Annotated in this window: 17 protein-coding genes and 1 CRISPR repeat array; of the genes, 11 read left to right on the top strand and 6 right to left on the bottom strand. The window is 47.4% G+C overall.

Annotated features, from left to right (window positions below; all coding sequences use genetic code 11):
* Positions 1-52 precede the first annotated feature (52 nt).
* A CRISPR array of direct repeats spans positions 53-943; the repeat unit is 35 nt; unit sequence GTTCAAAATCCATTACCCCGCGAGGGGACGGAAAC.
* A gap of 73 nt (positions 944-1,016) precedes the next feature.
* Positions 1,017-2,480, bottom strand: coding sequence for a TIGR03985 family CRISPR-associated protein (locus IQ260_RS12710; RefSeq protein ID WP_193993485.1), 1,464 nt, complete (start codon positions 2,478-2,480; stop codon positions 1,017-1,019).
* Between the two features lie 175 nt (positions 2,481-2,655).
* On the opposite strand from IQ260_RS12710, the gene crn3 reads away from it, so the two are divergent.
* The 11 genes from crn3 to IQ260_RS12765 all read left to right on the top strand — a co-directional run bounded on the left by crn3 (position 2,656) and on the right by IQ260_RS12765 (position 13,939).
* Positions 2,656-3,648 (top strand): CRISPR-associated ring nuclease Crn3/Csx3, encoded by a 993-nt coding sequence (crn3, locus tag IQ260_RS12715; RefSeq protein ID WP_193993486.1) that lies wholly within the window; start codon positions 2,656-2,658, stop codon positions 3,646-3,648.
* On the top strand, positions 3,630-6,083 hold the full coding sequence (gene cas10 / locus IQ260_RS12720) for a type III-B CRISPR-associated protein Cas10/Cmr2 (protein WP_228015954.1): 2,454 nt from the start codon (positions 3,630-3,632) through the stop codon (positions 6,081-6,083). The genes crn3 and cas10 overlap by 19 nt, the downstream gene beginning before the upstream one ends.
* The gene (locus tag IQ260_RS12725) at positions 6,080-6,928 is read left to right on the top strand and encodes an RAMP superfamily CRISPR-associated protein (RefSeq protein WP_193993487.1); all 849 of its coding nucleotides are present in this window, start codon (positions 6,080-6,082) and stop codon (positions 6,926-6,928) included. The genes cas10 and IQ260_RS12725 overlap by 4 nt, the downstream gene beginning before the upstream one ends.
* Positions 6,925-8,169: a type III-D CRISPR-associated RAMP protein Csx10 gene (gene csx10 / locus IQ260_RS12730; RefSeq protein WP_193993488.1), complete on the top strand. Its 1,245-nt coding sequence runs from the start codon at positions 6,925-6,927 to the stop codon at positions 8,167-8,169. The genes IQ260_RS12725 and csx10 overlap by 4 nt, the downstream gene beginning before the upstream one ends.
* A gap of 4 nt (positions 8,170-8,173) precedes the next feature.
* Entirely contained in the window at positions 8,174-8,608 is a 435-nt protein-coding gene (locus IQ260_RS12735) for a hypothetical protein (RefSeq protein WP_193993489.1), read from the top strand.
* A gap of 3 nt (positions 8,609-8,611) precedes the next feature.
* The gene (gene csx7 / locus IQ260_RS12740; protein ID WP_193993490.1) at positions 8,612-9,520 is read left to right on the top strand and encodes a type III CRISPR-associated RAMP protein Csx7; all 909 of its coding nucleotides are present in this window, start codon (positions 8,612-8,614) and stop codon (positions 9,518-9,520) included.
* 11 nt (positions 9,521-9,531) lie between these two features.
* Positions 9,532-10,503, top strand: coding sequence for an RAMP superfamily CRISPR-associated protein (locus tag IQ260_RS12745; protein ID WP_193993491.1), 972 nt, complete (start codon positions 9,532-9,534; stop codon positions 10,501-10,503).
* Positions 10,500-10,955, top strand: a complete 456-nt coding sequence (locus IQ260_RS12750; RefSeq protein WP_193993492.1) for a hypothetical protein — start codon at positions 10,500-10,502, stop codon at positions 10,953-10,955. Before IQ260_RS12745 ends, IQ260_RS12750 begins: the two co-directional genes overlap by 4 nt.
* Before the next feature lies 1 nt (position 10,956).
* On the top strand, positions 10,957-11,991 hold the full coding sequence (locus IQ260_RS12755; protein ID WP_193993493.1) for an RAMP superfamily CRISPR-associated protein: 1,035 nt from the start codon (positions 10,957-10,959) through the stop codon (positions 11,989-11,991).
* Positions 11,991-12,638: a hypothetical protein gene (locus IQ260_RS12760; protein ID WP_193993494.1), complete on the top strand. Its 648-nt coding sequence runs from the start codon at positions 11,991-11,993 to the stop codon at positions 12,636-12,638. The genes IQ260_RS12755 and IQ260_RS12760 overlap by 1 nt, the downstream gene beginning before the upstream one ends.
* Before the next feature lie 68 nt (positions 12,639-12,706).
* On the top strand, positions 12,707-13,939 hold the full coding sequence (locus IQ260_RS12765) for a TIR domain-containing protein (RefSeq protein WP_193993495.1): 1,233 nt from the start codon (positions 12,707-12,709) through the stop codon (positions 13,937-13,939).
* Between the two features lie 15 nt (positions 13,940-13,954).
* Here the strand turns inward: IQ260_RS12765 and IQ260_RS12770 are convergent, their stop codons facing one another.
* The 5 genes from IQ260_RS12770 to IQ260_RS12790 form a co-directional block, all read right to left on the bottom strand.
* A complete protein-coding gene (locus IQ260_RS12770) occupies positions 13,955-14,380 on the bottom strand; it encodes an HNH endonuclease (RefSeq protein ID WP_193993496.1) in 426 nt (141 codons plus the stop codon).
* 6 nt (positions 14,381-14,386) lie between these two features.
* Positions 14,387-14,788, bottom strand: coding sequence for a hypothetical protein (locus tag IQ260_RS12775; protein WP_193993497.1), 402 nt, complete (start codon positions 14,786-14,788; stop codon positions 14,387-14,389).
* 104 nt (positions 14,789-14,892) lie between these two features.
* Positions 14,893-15,546, bottom strand: coding sequence for a Uma2 family endonuclease (locus tag IQ260_RS12780; protein WP_193993498.1), 654 nt, complete (start codon positions 15,544-15,546; stop codon positions 14,893-14,895).
* Between the two features lie 10 nt (positions 15,547-15,556).
* Positions 15,557-16,123 (bottom strand): Uma2 family endonuclease, encoded by a 567-nt coding sequence (locus tag IQ260_RS12785; protein WP_193993499.1) that lies wholly within the window; start codon positions 16,121-16,123, stop codon positions 15,557-15,559.
* Between the two features lie 105 nt (positions 16,124-16,228).
* On the bottom strand, positions 16,229-17,641 hold the full coding sequence (locus tag IQ260_RS12790) for an ATP-binding protein (RefSeq protein ID WP_193993500.1): 1,413 nt from the start codon (positions 17,639-17,641) through the stop codon (positions 16,229-16,231).
* Positions 17,642-17,675 lie beyond the last annotated feature (34 nt).

A 17,675-nucleotide genomic window follows, 5' to 3' on the forward strand; every position in this document is an offset into this window, starting at 1 on the left:
CCCCGCGAGGGGACGGAAACCCTTGTTATTACGGGTAAAACTACCCCAGATCGTTCAAAATCCATTACCCCGCGAGGGGACGGAAACCCTAGACTTAACCTAGATGACCATTAATTGTCATCTAGTTCAAAATCCATTACCCCGCGAGGGGACGGAAACTAGAGCCGCTGATCAGAATCAGCCCACCCCATCGTTCAAAATCCATTACCCCGCGAGGGGACGGAAACAGCAGCCAATACCAAACACTGCAGCGACTTGAAGCGTTCAAAATCCATTACCCCGCGAGGGGACGGAAACAATTCCCGTCGCTTAACACCGTTATAGAGCAGCTTTGGGTTCAAAATCCATTACCCCGCGAGGGGACGGAAACCAACAAGAAGAAGCTGAGCGCGCCCGTGAAGAGCAACGTTCAAAATCCATTGCCCCGCGAGGGGACGGAAACATTGATAAAACTCTCACTTCTACATCAGTAGACTGAACCGTTCAAAATCCATTACCCCGCGAGGGGACGGAAACCTAGCGCCAGTGCTACAATGCCGAGCAGTAAGTAGGTGTTCAAAATCCATTACCCCGCGAGGGGACGGAAACCTAGCGCCAGTGCTACAATGCCGAGCAGTAAGTAGGTGTTCAAAATCCATTACCCCGCGAGGGGACGGAAACATGGAATATTGCCCCATTCGTACCTTTACTCACTAGTTCAAAATCCATTACCCCGCGAGGGGACGGAAACAGACCGAAGTTGCGAGTTGCGTTTTTCATGATGTTGTTCAAAATCCATTACCCCGCGAGGGGACGGAAACCCAGCTATCATCATTACCAAAAGAAAAGAGAGCAAAGTTCAAATTCTATTACCCCGTGAGGGGACGGAAACACAACAAACTGGGCAGTTCGGTGAGAACCAAGCAGTTGTTCAAATTCCATTACCCCGCGAGGGGACGGAAACAGAAGAGAAAGCAGAAATAGAAATGATGAACGATGAATTAAACTCGCCTTTAATTCCACTGACTAGAGTGAGATTAAACACGGATTACTTCATCATTCATAGTTCCTCGTTCATCATTCATCTCATACTGCCCTAACTCCTCCGCTGCCTCAGTCCGCATCCGCCGCCGCAGCTCTAAAGGCGCAATCACCTCCCCCTTAGGCCGCCAATCTCGCAACCGCATCACAATATTAATATCCCCCAAACGCACCCACGCCTGATAATAAGCATCCTGCGGATTTAACCGAGCCAAAATATCCAAAACTTCCACCTGTTCATTAGCGTCCCCTATCTCCTGCTTTACCAATTTTGGCAATGCCCCATAATCAATCGACTGGAAAGTAGAGTGCCGCTCAGTCTGATCCACATACCACCGCGCAAACTCAGACGGAAATCGCATAATCAACAACCGTCGGGGTAAGTAAAAATTAAACCCCCAGGCCTCATCCAAGGCAGCACTCACCTGCTCCGATGTCGGCAACTGTCCCGTACGCCGCATCTCCCGCAGAGACTCTGGCACCTGTGGAGCCCCCCAGGCAAACACCCTTAACCGAGGCGACGCAATCCGATCCAGACGATAATTATGCCAACCAAACACACCCGCAGGCTCATCGCCATAGGCACTGAGATACTTAGCCCGCCGAGAATAGTGCAAACATACCGGATAGACCGTAATCGGCACAGCCTCATTTGCACTAATCCAATAGTCAAACCGAATGACACCGCCCCCACTGCGCCATAGCTGTTCGATTTGCTCTTGTAGAGTATCCACATGCTCCTGCATTTCCCCCGATAGAATGTAATCCAAATGGATAAAGATTCGCTGCTCTGGCTCTCGGGTGGTAACCGGCTGTGGGCTCGTCAGCTGCTCCCATAGCGACTGTACAATGACATGCAAATTAGGCTGTACAAACGAGATGGATTCTAGCGATCGCAATACCTCCCACGTCTGCGCCACCGACAAATTCCCCAGCGGCAGCGGCGGCTGACCAGCCAATGGCCAATCATGGGGGGCCACCGTACAAAAGCGCCCCTTTCCCTCTCCAGTCAGCCACCCCAGCTCCACCAAATGGGATAGATCATCTCGAATCGAACGATGAACAGTGGCAAATGGACAGCTCTCTAAAGCTGTTTCTATCGCGTCGTTGGTCAGATCGCTCAGGCCTATGATCTCCTGCTGCCAATCTGCTAACGAAAATGCAGGATTACTATCCACTAACCAGGTTGTCAGCGTTCTCTGACAACAACAGTTAAAGTCGCAGTTTTGAGTCAGCTCCGCCACCTTAGCCGTTTCACTGTGCCCATGGGTTTGAGCAAATAGGAGATCGCGCAAATCACCATAGCGAAACGGCTGTGGCAGCTGCTGTGCCCAAGCGTCAGGGCCATAAAGCCGGTATAGCAATACCCACAGACGCACCGCCCGCTGGAGCCGCTCCGCTAATCGTCCCTTAGCTAACCCATGCAGTAGTTTGGGCGTAGGTAGGTAGTTGAATACCATTGAAACCTTAACGAAAGCTTGTTTTGAAGACCCCTCTTCTAAAGTGTATGCATAATTAGCAAAAGGAAACCATATAGCGAAATTAGTGGTAAAAAACCACAGTGCATCTGCTATATCCCAATGATTCAAAAATTCTGCGTTTCCACATCTAACGTTTGCCTTTGGAGAATTGCCTGTGGCCGATGCTTCAATTCAACTGTCGCTGAGCCATCATGAAACGACCCAGGGACTGGCCTATCAGCTAATAACTATTGAGTTGGTGAGTTGCGATCGCATCATAGAACCCAAAAACCTAGCAACGTTGCGTTTGCCTATTGGTCTGGATCCGCGTAAAGGTGTAGTACTCTCCGGGCGTGCCCCTGTGTGGTTATACACTTACCTGGTTCATGAGTGCCATCCTACGGTATGGGTGGCTTGTTTTGACCCACGTTTGGGGGCAGTTGTTGCCACAACCCATTCCAAATTAGTCAGCATAGGTCAGGTGATTCCTCTGGATGAACTAAACCTCGAACTTTCATTTATCGGCTCCAACCAGTTGGGTCCTGCACTGCTAGTGGTAGGGCCACCCGATAGTGGCAAGAGCGTATTGTCTCACCAACTATTTGTGACATTGGTTAAAGACGATCCGGATATCTATCTACAACGGGCGCACTGGGACGGAGAAGGTAACTGGATTTTGGAACTGCCCGAAAACGCGGCTGAGCGGGAGGCATTCAAATTGGCCAATAAAGGAACTCTAACCGAGCGATTTTTCCCTTATCAGGGACAGGCGATTCGTAATCTGCGCCAGCAAAAGACCTTAGTCATTGTCGATGCAGGTGGGATGGTACAACTTGAAAAGCAAGCGGTTTTAGACGCTTGTACTCATTATTTGATTATTAGTTCAAAGCCTGAAGAAATTGAGCCCTGGCACAAATTTTGTAGAAATCAAGGAAACTTACAGCCAGTTGCTGTAATCCACAGCACTTTGGACTCTAAGGACCAAATTTTACGCCATGAACCATTTTTAGAGCTGCGTTGTGGTCCATGGGTTCAGGGAGAAAGAACAGTAGTACCAAGGTTGCTACTAGAAAGGATAAAGAGTCTGGTTGCCAAACACTTATTTCAAGCTATTGATTTTCTACTGCCCACAATCATTAATCGACCACAATGCCTGACAACAACCTGAAGTCGGATACTCGGATTAAACGAGATATTCAGATTGCGATCGCATGGTGCTTAACCTGGACTCCCAATAACCCCGATCTTAAATCGTTACACCAAGCTCTAGCAGAAGGGAAAGATCCTGAGGATGCCTCATTTCCTCAAAATGAGGCTTTTCAAGCGGCACTAACACAAGCCCAAAAATTAGATACTCTTCAACACCCAGAGACAAAGGATGCTTTGGAAGAGTTAATCCAACAGTCAGAGTATGAAAAGCTTTGGAATACCAAAATTGGTCTAGTTTATGGCGGTGTTACCAAGGTTAAGAGCTATGTGTTTGAGTCAGCAGACCTGCAAGAAATCCGTGGTGCCTCAGGACTGCTGGACCGAATTAATCTAGTTGACTTACCTGCCTTTTTCCATGCAGAGCAGTCAGAAGATATTCGCTTCGAAGCTTGTGCTAATGCACCAATCTACTGCCGTGATGTCGTTCGTAGAGATTGGTTAGAACAAGAATTCTCCGAACTATCTACTGCACTAATCCCTCAATTGATTATCTACTCTACAGGGGGAAATATCCTTGCTTTTTGTCCAGCTCAAGTAGTAGATCAGTTGGCTAATGCTATTGAAAAACGCTATACAACAGAAACCTTAACAGCTAACTCTTGTGCAGTGGGAGAGGCATTTAGTCCCTTAGAAATTCGTTTAGGGGTTCTGCAAGATCCAATTTCTCAAACCTTGTGGATAGATGAATTAGCAACCCAAGCAGATAACCCTGCGCTTCAGGCAGCTTTTGATTTTAAGCCTGGAGCAACAAAAGGAAAAATTCACGAGGCATTTGAACAATGCAAAACCTTTAGTGAACTCACCGGCAAACTAGCTAATTTATTTAATCAGCGACGAAGTGGTTACGATTTGACCAGCCGCCCTAGTCGTTGCTATCCACCAGCATTTGAAACTCATCCGTACCTTCAGCGTGATGATGTAGATCAACGGTCTGCGGTTACTCAGATTCAAGATGCACAACTGCCCGACAGCCCAAAATTATCTGAGCCCTCCGCTCGTAAACGGCGGGTTGGGCAAATTACAAAGCGTGAAGATATTAGTGCTCGATGGTATCGACTAGCTGGGTTTGAAGAACATTGGAATCCAGAAATCACAGAAGAAATAACATTCCAAAGCTGGGTAAGTAAGTTTGAAAACTTTCTACGAGATCATCAGTTGGTTTCTCAGTATGATTCGGGTTCGAACATTTTTAACAGCCAAGGAAATCTTAGGGAGCCTTATAAGAGAGAAGCTCGCGCCCTGAATGAGATTGGTGATGCTAGCAAAGGCTATATTGCTTATATTTATGCTGATGGCAACAATATGGGGCAGTACATTCGTGATGAAATCAAAACCCCTGAGGACTATCAGCGATTTAGTCAAGACGTCTTTGAAGCCACTGAACAATCGGTATATTGGGCATTAGCCGAGTGTATGCATCCGCATCACTACATACCCGATGCCCGTTCTCCACGCACTAATAAAGACCCGGTGGATATTCATCCCTTTGAGATCGTTGCCATTGGTGGCGATGATGTATTGCTGATTGTGCCTGCCAATAAAGCTTTAGAGGTAGCTCATAAAATCGGAGAACATTTTGAACGGATACTAAAGACAAAAAAAGATGAGGAAACAGGCAAGGCACGCTACCCTATTCCTGCCTCAGGTATTCCTATCCAACTTGATAAAGTTCATCGCTACGACCCAGAAGACGCCGAAAAACCAGAATGTCGTCTCAGCATCTCTAGTGGAGTTCTGATTACAGCAGCTAACACTCCTATCTATTATGCTGACCGCCTTGTAACTCAACTCCTCAAGTCTTCCAAGAAGAAGGCTAAAGCCTTAAAGAAAAATGGTTACTACGGTGGCACTGTGGACATTTTGCCCCTGAAAGCAGTCACCATGATTTCCTCAGATATTCAATCTTTTCGGGAGGAAGGTCTAACGGTACAACTGCCTCATCGAAACCAGGAGCTTAAGCTTTATGCGAGTCCCTATACACTGCATGAGTTAGATGGCCTCATCGAAACCATTCGGGGCTTTAAAGAAGCTGGTTTTCCAAAATCACAGCTTTACCAAATTCGTAGCCTGTTAGAACGAGGTAAACGTACGGCTATCTTGAACTATCGCTATTTTCGAGTACGGCTGAGCAAAGACAATCAGGCAATTCTGAGAGAGAGATTTGAGCAGCCTTGGTGTGCGGCTAAAACTAATCCTGGTAATCTAGCACCTTGGCTGCCACCGGAGGGTGATGATAATCAGGATGAAGTAAATAAAGAGAAACAGAAAACAACCTATGAAACCTTGTGGCGTGAACTAGTAGAGCTATTTGACTTTATTGAGCCGCAGTCAGACCTACCTGGCAGTCAGGTTACTAGTGAGCAAACAACTGAGGCTGGGGGAGAGCGGTCATGATCCAATTAGCAACTCTAAACCAAGCAACGGCAAATGCAATCAATACCGAGTTACCATTAGCCGCCGTTGTTGATTCTGCCCTATGTGTCGGGGCAGGAGGTTCCTCAGGGTCTCTAGCAGATAAACCTATTCTCAAAAATGCGGAAGGTCGTCTGGTAATTCCAGCCTCGCAGGTTAAAGGGCGTTTGCGCCATGAGTGTGAGAAATTAGCTAGAGGTTTAAAGTGGCCTGTGTGTGAATCACCCTCTGCGGCTCTGATGTGTCCGCAACGAGCAGGTATTGCTGAGGGTGACACATTTCGGCTTCAAGCTTATAGACTGCAAGACTTTTTACACCATGCGAATGGTGCTCCCCAATATCATTGTTTAATCTGTCAATTGTTTGGTAATCCATCTCTACCGGCTCGACTACAGTTTGGTGACCTGGTGTGTACAGAGCCTCCAGATGCAATTCCAGAGGTATTGCGTCCTGGGGTGACGATTAACCGTCGTCGTCGCACAGCAGAAGACCAGAAACTGTATTTTTTGGAAACCTCACCCGCTAACGTCAAGCTTAGGTTCGAAGGACATCTAGAAATATTGCCACCATGGACTATGGCTGATAGTGACGCTGTCGTGCCTGATGTGGCCATGGCTTTGGTTCGAGCAGCTATGGCCCATATCCATGCCCTGGGCGGTAGCAAGTCTGCTGGGCTGGGCTGGCTCCATTGGGAATGGCCGCAGGATCAACAAGCCGCCATTGCCGATGAGGTGTGGACATTCTTGGGCGAAGCTCAGCAGCAAGCCAAGGATAACGCTACTGAGGATGACGCTAATGACACAACTCAACCAGGAGGGGCTGCATGAAACAAATAGAGCTAACCATAACAGCCAACTCTGCCCTGGCTATCGGACGTCAGAAGCCGGGGGGCTCGGTGAGCGAGGCGATGGATTATATTCCGGGCACCGTGATCCGGGGTGCGATCGCAAAAGCCCTCATACAGGCAGGTGGCCAGCCCCAACCTGATGACGACTTTCACAAGCTATTCCTAGATGAAACACCAGCTATTTTTATCAATGGGTATGTTGCGATCGCTTCTTTGGGTGAAGGTTGCTATGAGCTAAAGGATGACGATATTCAAGTCTTACCTGCCACTGCCCTGAGTACCAAAAACGATAGTGGCTTCAAACCCAAGAAAGCAGGAGTATTTGATAGCCTGATCGATAGTTTTTGTGCCAGGGAGCAGGGCTATTTTTATCAACCCAACGATCTAAAAGGGAATGCTGTTGAACCGATGGGTGGTTTTTATAGTCATGACGGCAACCAAAAATATGTGAAACATTCAGTTACTAAACGATTACTCACCCGAGTAGGCATTAACCGACGACGAGCCACTGCCCAGGATGAGATTTTATATAGCATCGAGGTGATGGATGAAGCCCAAGGAAAAGCAGAAAAGCGAGAACAAACCGTCTACTGCGCTCGGATCAATGTTTCGGATGATGACCTAGCCGATCAGTTATTTGCTTTCTTACGAAAGCATTGTCGAACAATACGGTTAGGTGGTTCTGCCTCACGAGGCTTAGGCAAGGTTAAGATTGAGTTCACTTCCAAGAAAATCAGTGACCAACAGGCCGCTCTTGAGAAAAGAATTAAAAAATTCAATGAACTGCTTAAGCAGCGTTGGCAGTATTGGAATGTTCTGAGCCAAGCGACTTCAAACCCAACAGAAGATCGTTTATTCTTTGCCCTCACACTTCAGTCCGATGCCATCCTATCTGAAAACTGGCAACGGACCATGGTGTTCTCTAAGGCGATGCTGGCTCAAGCTCTGGATATCGATCAAGATAGCCTGATGCTACATGCATCCCATAGCAGCTATGGATATCGTTCTGGCTGGAATGCAGCCTGGGGATTACCTAAAGATGTTGAGCTGATAACGCCTATAGGAAGCACCTTTCTGTTTAGTATGCCGGAGGTAAACCCTTGTTATAAAGCATTAGCTGAACTAGAAAAACATGGCATTGGTCAGCGCACGGAGGAAGGTTACGGTCAGGTCAGAGTCTGTCATGAGTTTCATCAGGTTATGAGGGAGGAACCAGCGTAAACATATGAAAAAGTCACTTGCGATTCAAAAAGGTATCCGACAGTCAGAGGATGACATTGTCATCGCAATTCAAAAGGCCTTAAATGATTGTGAATATCCTACATCCGGTAGAGATAAGCTGGAAGAATCCCAGTTTCGCAACTTAGTTAGTGTGGCTGACACCACTGATAGTGCAGAAGTCGTTAAAAACTTTCTTCGCTATCAGGTGGGCCGAGAACGTAAGTGGGGGCGTGGAAAGAATTCTCTTGCTGAACAGATTATTCAAGATATTGATAATCGATTAAAAACCACTTCTAACAACATTTTTAATGCGGTAAAAGATTTAAATGACGATGGAACCAGCCTTGACCAAAAAGGGATTTGGATGGAATTAATCCGTCGTTATCTTGGCTATGGATCTCGTCATCTTAGATATCTCAACACTATGCGGGAGGGTTAAACTATGTTCGATGTATTCAAAAACCGTCTGGAACTCACGGGCACTCTCACTACAGTTACAGCATTACGCATCAGCCAAGGGCGTTCTCTGGAGCCTATTGGTTCCGATCTACCGGTGGTTAAAGATGCTCTGGGTCAGCCATTAATCCCAGGTTCTAGCTTCAAAGGAGCGTTGCGCTCTCGGCTTGAAAGTTTTCTCAGAGGCATTACCCCTTCTCTCGCCAATGATCCATCGCAGCTGGTTAGCCGTGATTTCTCTGACCAAGTGAAGGAACTGAAAGAAGCACACAAAGATGATGATGCAAGTCTAACGGTAGAGCTGGAGAACATAACCGATGCGGCGTCAAAAGTGTTTGGAGCCCCCTGGCAGGCTAGCAAGTTTCAAGTGAGAGATTTAACGGTTAAGTCAGATACCTGGTTTGGCCAATACCAGGAGCGCGATGGCGTATCCATTGATCGAGATACGGAAACGGCTGCCGATGGACGACTCTATGACTTTCAGGTAGTGCCTGCTGGAGTTCAGTTTGAGTTCAAGGCTATTTTTGAAAATGCCGATACGGCTACCATCCAAAATCCTGACACAGGCCAAGATGAAGAAATCGGTTACTGGGAACTAGGGCTACTGATGGTAGGGTTGCAACAATTTAAGATGCAACAGATTCCGCTAGGGGGTGGATGCTCACGGGGGTTAGGTATTGTGGAGCTTGATATCAATAAGGTGATGTGGGTAGATCCAGAAGAAGACCCCACAGCACTGCTGACCTACATGCAGCATCTAGCCACAGGTGACCTGAGTGACTATGAACGAGTGGACGATTTTTTTGACGGATTGAAAACAGACTGGACCAGGGCACTGGTGAGTTATCTCTCCTGGAAAGCTCAAAATCAACCAATTGCTGCAGTAGAGGCCTAAGAATCTGACCTATGCATAAACGATTTGTAAACCATTGCACCATTGAACTTAGCTTAACGCCTCAAGGGCCAGTCTTGATCAAATCGGGTAAAGAAGGCGCGGACCCAACGAAGCCAGACATGGAGTTTGTCGAAACATTCCATGCTGGTGGACGTTCAATTTACTTTCCCGGTAGTTCTCTTAAGGGAGCGATTCGTGCCCATGCCGAGCGAATTGTTCGTACCATCGGTTCTAGTGAACGGCCTAGAGACCTGACTCCTGCCGATGCAGACACACCTCGCCCTCTGTGGGCTACCGATCCTTTGGATCGTAAAAGTTATAGCTATATAGAAAAGGAAAAAGACACACAGAAAATCTATCGTTGGTCGTCGTTTACCGATCAGCTATTTGGCAGCATTGCCATTTCTAGCCGTCTGCGCATTGAGGATGCCTATCCGGTGGATCCTAAACAGGTAAAAACGGAAGAACGTAACGGCGTGGCTATTGACCGGGTATTCGGCTCTGTGGCAGTCGGTCCCTTCAACTATCAGGTATGTACGGCTGGAGAGTTTCGCACTAAGCTACACCTCAAAAACTTTAGCCTGGAGCAGCTAGGGCTAATTGGTCTGGTATTACGAGACCTCAACGATGGTTGGTTTGGCTTGGGGTTTGCTAAGTCTCGCGGCATGGGTTTGGTAGAGGTTAAGCTACAACAAGCTACTGTTGAGTATCCAGGCTGTGTTTTACAGGGTAAGCAAGTCAGCTTATTAGGCAGTAGCCAACAATGGCCCCATACATCGCTGATTGGAGCAGGAGCTTTTCTAGACGATACCGAGCGTCAAAAGTATGGCTTTCCACCTGATGATGTTCAAACTACGCCAGTTGCAGCCGAGGAGATGGCCTATGGACTGGGGGTAAAACTCACCTGGACAGGCGATCAGGTTGGCGACCTATTTACACGGGCAGTTACATCCTGGCGACAGCGTTTAGAGGTGACCGCATGAGCGAAGCAACAGCATTCGTAGGAACCGCTGACAATATTAATCAAGCCACTCTCGAAAATCTGATTCAAACCTGCATGGGTAATCAGGCCTGGAGATTTCTTAGATGGCCCCACGAGGTCAAGCTGCTGGAACCAACAAAGGCAATTGACTATAGCTGCCGAGAAGGTCAAGTGTTTGACCAAAAAAGTGAGTTGCGCTGGAAGAAACTTAAGGGTGAACAGTACAGCGTTTTAGTGTTGTCTACCATTCAGCTAGATAAGAGCCTAACCCCTGTGGGTACAGCTTGGATGCCTAAAGATTTGGAAGCAAACTTCTATCCAAAAACAGAAACTCGTTTTCCCAAGGGGTTAGATTACAACGATTCATCTGATAACAAGCTTGATATTGGTCAGCGGTACTTTATTGATGAGGCGACTGGCACCGTTCACTTTATAGCGTTGAGGGTGAAATAGTATGGCTAAACCTAATCGCCCAATTCTTAAGAAGAATTCTGTTGATGATGAGGGACCGGATAAACCCTATGAGCTGGTTCCGTTTCCCAGACAGCGACCAGCTCTCAAAAAGCCCGTTGGCCACCACCGTTATATCGACGATGGGTATCACGGGACTCTCCATCTGACGCTCAAGGTAAAAACTGCACTGCATGTGTCTACGGGCATCACAGCCATGGGTAGCGATGTGGGCAGCCGGGTGCCGCTAATAAAAACCATGACGCGGAGTCAGGATAAACAGTTGATTATCCAAGGGAGTTCTCTAAAGGGCTGCGTGCGGGCTATTTATGAAGCGATTACGAATAGTACTCTGGCTGTGGTTTCAGGTCGGTATCGCCAGAAAATGCCGAGAGATCGGTTGCCCTGTCGCAAAAAAGATAGCCTATGTCCAGCGAGTCAGGTGTTTGGAGCTTTAGACTGGCAGGGACTGGTGCACTTTACCGATGCAACCTGTGCATCAACTAAGACCGTAACGGGGTTTATGCCCTCGCTTTATCGGCCTCGTCCTGATGAAAGGGGCGCTTACTTTAACCGCAATGAGGCAGCGGGCCGTAAGTTTTATTACCACGCTACCGCAGCTGTGGATGGTGGCAATCGTGGGACTCCAGTGCAGCAAGCGGGCACGGAATATAGTTTTAAGACTGACCTACAGTTTTTGAATCTTTCTAAGGCTCAGCTGGGGGCATTGTTGATTGCCCTTGGCCAGGATACAAAACATCCTATGGCCTTAAAGCTTGGAGGGGGGAAGCCTGTGGGCATGGGGACCATTGAGGTGGAAGTTCGAGAGATTGATGTGACGCAGAATGTGCGCGATCGCTACACTAGTTACACAACGCCTGACGCAAACAAACTTACAGGAGAGGCTATCCAGCCCTTTATTGTCGAGCTGACTAACGCAGCTAAGACCAGCAAGCTGATTGAAGAACCTCAGCTAGAGGCACTGGCAGAGGTATTGGCCTGGCCGACGACTCGTACTGCTCCGGAGGGTATGTATTGATGGAGACGGAAACAATTCTAGAGGAAACTAAGCTTACGGATGCGCAATGGCAGATTGCGGATGCGATCGCACGTCAGCTAGTTATCGATGGCACTGACGTAAACGAACTCCGCAAGGCAATCGCTTATCTACGCGAGCACTTGAACCGTGAGCAGGCAGGCAAGTACTTCTTTGACTACCTCAAAACTTTAGTCCGCCAAGGCAAAACTATTGGCCACAGCAAACGGACGGTTGAGTATTATCGCAGCTTGGATGATGTTTGCAGTCAGTATCTGGTTAACTATCAGGATAATGCGCCCGTGATGTTGCACCTGCTAGGCTGGGCCGCTCGATTAGTGCAATATTACGACAAGGGAGTTCCCACAGGAGAGATTTCTAAACCTGAGGTAATGTCAGAGCGTGAGGCGGAACTCAAAGCAGTGGCAGAGGCTAATACATTTGAAGTTGGGCAGCAACTAGAGGCAACAGTGACGACTATTAAGGGTAGCAAGGTAACCTATGAAATGCTTGGTACCATTAGGCTTACTCAAAAAGAATCAAAACTGTTAAAAACAAATACCTTAAAAGAAGGTCAGATATTAACTGTAGAAGTTACGGCACTTAAGGAGACTGATGGTTCAGTCAAAAAAGTTAAATGCATGCTCTAACAATTTTAGATTCAAATAGAAAATACCAGTAAAAAATCGCGAAGTTTCCCTAACCGTGAGTATTTGAGATGAGCGACACAAATGTATGCCCCAAAGATTTCTTTATCAGCTACACCGGAAATGATCGCAACTGGGCAGAGTGGATCGCATGGGTATTAGAAGAAGCAGGCTATACAACTGTCATTCAAGCATGGGACTTTCGCCCCGGTGGCAACTTTATTCTAGACATGCAGGAAGCTGCAAAAGAAGCTATTCGAACAATTGCCGTACTTTCCTCAAGTTCTTTAGATAAACCCTTCACTAACGCAGAATGGGCCGCTGCACTTGCCCAGGATCCCACCAGTCAGGTTCGGAAACTTATACCTGTCCGCATAGAAGACTGTACCCCACAAGGATTATTAGCTCCCATCGTCTATGTAGACATCTTTAATTGCTCTGAGGCAGAAGCACAGCAGCGAATTTTAGCAGGTATGCAAGACGAGCGCATGAAACCTGCCCAACGACCTCAGTTTCCAGGGACAGTTACCGAACGCGAGGTGCCAAATCCAGTCCCCTTCCCAGGAGAATCTTCAGACTTTAATCTATGGCTCTATGCTTGGGAAGAACCACCAGCTGAGGGTAATCCTGCAGCATTGTTGGATTGGACACCCCACTATGAACGCGATACAAGACAAATCCCTGATCAAGACACCTGGAATACTATTCTTTTACCTGGGCTAAAACAAGTCAAAAACCAACTTAAACAGTCTTCTGACAATCCCTATATCCACCTTAAAGTGAGGGCATCGCTGACAGCGATCCTGGCCTTAGGCTATACATTTCCTGAAGTAGGTGGTTATCGCTTTAAAGTGGAACAGTTTACCGGCAATCAAACCTTTTTATGGGCATCAGATGAGCCTCCATCCGATGCAAAGTTCACGTTAGAAGAAAAAGGCAAAAAGGGTGACCATCTGTTGATGGTCTTTAGCATTACGGGCTCTGCCAAAGGCGACGTCGTTGAACTTATTCAAGAATCGCCTGGCCTATTTACAAGTGTCGTATATGCCGAGCCTGAGCAAGGAGTAAGCAGACAAACAATTCAATCAGCGGCAGATGCTACTGCCCTCGCGGAAGTAGCCCGTGACGTTATTCAACGTTCCGTCAAAAAATATCGACCCAAGACAACACACCTTATTCTTTTTGCTCCCCAGGCATTTTGTCTGTTTCTGGGCCAAAAACTTAATGCCTTGGGTACTATTGCTGCTTACGAACGTACAGGTGAAGGAAAGTACACAATTGGCATTACACTCAAAACCGGTTAACTAGAAAGAGACTGGTCAATCTGTTGGCGGATGCCATCCACTGTATGACCAGCGTTTACGAGCAGTAACAATTGCAGTGTGATTCATTCGTAAAATAACCACAGTTGCTCTGCCAATTGGTGTTAAGCCCTCAACAGTTATTCCATCGTCGCTCCAAGCAAAATGCTCTCCCCAATGCTGAAAACGTGGATTGAATAAGCTCACACTTACTCCAGTGAGAGGATCTATCCCTTCAGTAGACGCTGCTTTAAATTCATTGCAAGGACGACAAGCCAGACAAACATTTTCAAAACTTGTTTCACCTCCTTGTGAGCGAGGTAAAATATGATCAAACGACAGCGGAATGCCACTGTTTAACTCCTGGGTTTGGCAATAACAACAGCGCTTACGATCCGTTTGTATAATCTGCTCGCGAAGAGTTGCCGAAATATAGGATGACATACGGTATCAAGCAGCCAGTGACCGATATCCGCGCCAGCGCAAAATCGAAGCCGCATGAGATTTACACAGCATAAAGCGCTCAGATTCTTTACGTAGATTGAGAAGCTCCAGCTGTTCAGTATCTGTTAACTGCCCTTCACTGTTACGATCTAACAATTCATCGTAGCGAGCCATATCCTCAGCCGATTTATTAGCTTGAGCTACCCGCCACAAAGCATCATTATCTAAACGGTCTAGTGCAGCCAAATCAGCCTGATACTCTTCAGGTACATCAGTCCAATCCGGTGGGCTGCCAATCGTCAATGCTCGCAGAATCACTGCCTCTAACGACTGTTGAGTAGCTTGAGCGGTGTTGAGTAATCGCTGGTGAAGACGTTCGGGTAGTTCTAAAGTGATCGTGTCAGCCATGGCTTATAAAGCATTACCAACTCTAATTTTATAGCACCAGTCACTACTGATGGAGGCAAATCCAGCTATGTGGATAGCTGGAGCTATGGTATTTACCACAGTGATCAACTATTCTCGAATAAACGACTCCTGACCCATTTTCGAAATGCCCGCATTGTCTTGTTGCGTCCGTCTAAACGACTCTGTTCTACATAGATAGGTATCTCGGCCTGTAAGGACCAGCCCGGAAATGTAGGGCTTTCAGAAACCTCTACATATTGCCCTGCCTGTAGCTGATAGATATGAATAGTTTGTTCCACCCGTCGCCATAGTTCAGGCACACCCAGAGCTGCATAGGTCTCTGGATGAGTACGAGAGGTTATATCAATCTCTAACGCCAAATCTGGTGGTGGATCTATCGTTAGATCTAAGCGCTTTTTGCCGCGTACCGCAGCTTCGTTTTGAATATAGAAGCACTGATCTGGCTCAATGCCCTTCAGCATGTCTGAGTTCTTAAATGTTGTTGAACCCAGCGTGAGAAATTCAACATCTAGTTCTTCTAATAGTGCCTTGAGCAGATCTCCGATGATTTCTTTATCAGACTCATGCTCAGGTAAAGGAACCATAATTTCTAATAGGCCATTGTCGTAGGCGATGCGCGTACTGCGATGTTCACCGAGTTCTTCTAGAATGGCCTCAAATTCAGACCAGCTGACATAGTGGAGCAGTAGCCGCTGCCCTTGAGGAACATCCAATTGACGAAGCTGTAAGGTAACCATCGATTGCCCTTTACAGAAACAGACGCTCTACATCACAAGCAAAACTCGGCAACAGAGGAGAACTTAGGGTATCACCAGGGAAAAGCGTACTCTCAAGTTGTAAAAGCCCCGATTGACGACGATATACCTCAATCTGTTTTAAGCGCCAATCGAGAATCCAGTAGTCTTGCACCCCTCGACTAGTGTAGAGTTTCAGCTTGGTTTCTCGATCTCGCCGCTCATTGTCTACACCGGAAGAAAGTACTTCAACAATCAGCTCTGGGGCAACGGTTAAATGACCCGACTCATCTAAAGATGTTGCCAGACGAGCTTTACTGATCCACACTACATCAGGAATCACATTATCTGCATCACTAAAGATGACACCTGGTGCCTGGACAGCTTCCCCTAAGCTAGTTTCAACTGACCAATCCCTTAATTCTGCATAGGCGTTACCGCATGCTTTTTGATGTCCCCAATGGGGTGATCTAGTTACCAGTAATTCTCCGTCAATGATTTCATACCGATTACTGCTTTCAGGTAGAAGTTGCAGATCGGTAGTCGTCCACCGCATGCGCGAATCAGTCGTTTGGGTCATGATCTCACCTCTGGTGGGGAATTACCCTATTGTATCGAGGTTAAGGGCAATTGGTCAGTTCAGGCGCAGCATTTGAACTCATGGCGATCAGTGCGAATTGATAAGCTAGGCATCAAAGGTCAGCTGTTTGAGATGGGCCAAGGAAACGCTGCGGATAAGGTTGTGCTGTTTGAGCATTACTTGGGCACCTTCGGTTATCTCTTCGACCAGGTAGCGATCGCACAATATTTCCAACGCTGTCAGCTGCTCAACCTGAGACCGTTGCCAATCTTCCAAATGGCTCAGCCACCAGTCATCGGGAACCGGACAGCGATAGACGGAGGACTCACATAGCAGGATGTATGCATATTTAGCATCCTGACGCAGACGTTCGAAGGTTTGCTCTAGGCGCTGCTGCACATTGCGGCGCAGGGCACGGGTAAAGCGATCAAGCTGCCATTTGTCATCTGCACCCATGGTGTGACCTTCGGCAGCCTCTGCAATGGCCTTTTCTACCGCTTCAATTTCTTGGCCGTAGCGCTGCCAGTAGGCCGCAATGTTGCCATAAAACGGATGGCTGCCGATTTCTCCAATGATGATGCGCAACGCCAGGGGATGGCCTTCGTAGGCTTTACCGATTCTAAGCAGTTCAGGAGCGGACTCAGGGGAAAGTCCTGTTTTTATAAATAGTGCCTGTTGTTCAGCTTCAGATAAGCCGACTAGGGACTGGCAGTGCCAAAAGTTTTGATAGCGAGAGCCTATTTTGACAATTTGGGAAGGAAGTTCCTGAGACGTCAAGATAAAGCGGCTTTGAAATGTGTCGCTGGCTAAGACGGCTTTGAAGAACGCGACAAAGCCATTGTCTTTGAACTCGCTCCAGCCATCTTTTTCATCACCTTTCAAGATTTGCTCAAGGGAGTCGATCAAAATCAGATACGGTGTTTGTTGTAAATGCAGCACCAGACGGCGTGTCAGTAGCTGTGGATCGGTTCGGTCTTCAGGGGTGATCACTTGTCCGCAGTTTTCCAATAGTCGAGCGGCAAAGCTAGCCAAGTCGGTTGATTTTTCTTGGTCATCAAAGTTCTCGCGCAGCAGTTGATTGGTGCTGCCTTGTAGGTCAACTGATAAACGCTCAGCCAAAGCTGTTTTACCCACACCAGCCATTCCTGTAATCAGCATGAGGCGACAGGCACCGTCAAGCTTTGTTGTTAGCTCGAGGGTTAGAGCTTCCCGCCCGACCCAAAATGGATCGTAGGCAAAAAAATGATCGAGGCTTGGTTCGCCGGTTGCGCTGGAATTTGATACAGCTTCCGTCTTCTCTTGAGGTTGGACAATTACTCGTGGGTCAAGTTCAAGGGCATCGCAGATTTCCTCAAATTTAGCAACAGAAACCTTGATACCCCGACAAAAGTTGTTGACCGTTGAGAGTGCTATCTCTAAGTGCCCTGCCAAAATGCTCTGGGTTAAGAAGCCTTTGCGCCCTAAGGATAGGGCCACTGTGGAACGGTGATCGGGGTGGACACAGACGGAGCGAGGCATGGGGGCGTAGGAGGGTTCGGGTAGGGTGCTTTAG

The organism is Leptolyngbya cf. ectocarpi LEGE 11479 (assembly GCF_015207065.1).
GTDB classification, from domain to species: domain Bacteria; phylum Cyanobacteriota; class Cyanobacteriia; order Phormidesmidales; family Phormidesmidaceae; genus Leptothoe; species Leptothoe ectocarpi.

Coding starts and splice junctions, on each gene's coding strand:
- IQ260_RS12760 (WP_193993494.1), top strand. CDS start 11,991: ATGGAGACGGAAACAATTCTAGAGGAAACTAAGCTTACGGATGCGCAA.
- IQ260_RS12750 (WP_193993492.1), top strand. CDS start 10,500: ATGAGCGAAGCAACAGCATTCGTAGGAACCGCTGACAATATTAATCAA.
- IQ260_RS12735 (WP_193993489.1), top strand. CDS start 8,174: ATGAAAAAGTCACTTGCGATTCAAAAAGGTATCCGACAGTCAGAGGAT.
- cas10 (WP_228015954.1), top strand. CDS start 3,630: ATGCCTGACAACAACCTGAAGTCGGATACTCGGATTAAACGAGATATT.
- IQ260_RS12790 (WP_193993500.1), bottom strand. CDS start 17,641: ATGCCTCGCTCCGTCTGTGTCCACCCCGATCACCGTTCCACAGTGGCC.
- csx10 (WP_193993488.1), top strand. CDS start 6,925: ATGAAACAAATAGAGCTAACCATAACAGCCAACTCTGCCCTGGCTATC.
- IQ260_RS12770 (WP_193993496.1), bottom strand. CDS start 14,380: ATGTCATCCTATATTTCGGCAACTCTTCGCGAGCAGATTATACAAACG.
- IQ260_RS12765 (WP_193993495.1), top strand. CDS start 12,707: ATGAGCGACACAAATGTATGCCCCAAAGATTTCTTTATCAGCTACACC.
- IQ260_RS12755 (WP_193993493.1), top strand. CDS start 10,957: ATGGCTAAACCTAATCGCCCAATTCTTAAGAAGAATTCTGTTGATGAT.
- IQ260_RS12725 (WP_193993487.1), top strand. CDS start 6,080: ATGATCCAATTAGCAACTCTAAACCAAGCAACGGCAAATGCAATCAAT.
- IQ260_RS12785 (WP_193993499.1), bottom strand. CDS start 16,123: ATGACCCAAACGACTGATTCGCGCATGCGGTGGACGACTACCGATCTG.
- IQ260_RS12710 (WP_193993485.1), bottom strand. CDS start 2,480: ATGGTATTCAACTACCTACCTACGCCCAAACTACTGCATGGGTTAGCT.
- IQ260_RS12745 (WP_193993491.1), top strand. CDS start 9,532: ATGCATAAACGATTTGTAAACCATTGCACCATTGAACTTAGCTTAACG.
- IQ260_RS12780 (WP_193993498.1), bottom strand. CDS start 15,546: ATGGTTACCTTACAGCTTCGTCAATTGGATGTTCCTCAAGGGCAGCGG.
- csx7 (WP_193993490.1), top strand. CDS start 8,612: ATGTTCGATGTATTCAAAAACCGTCTGGAACTCACGGGCACTCTCACT.
- IQ260_RS12775 (WP_193993497.1), bottom strand. CDS start 14,788: ATGGCTGACACGATCACTTTAGAACTACCCGAACGTCTTCACCAGCGA.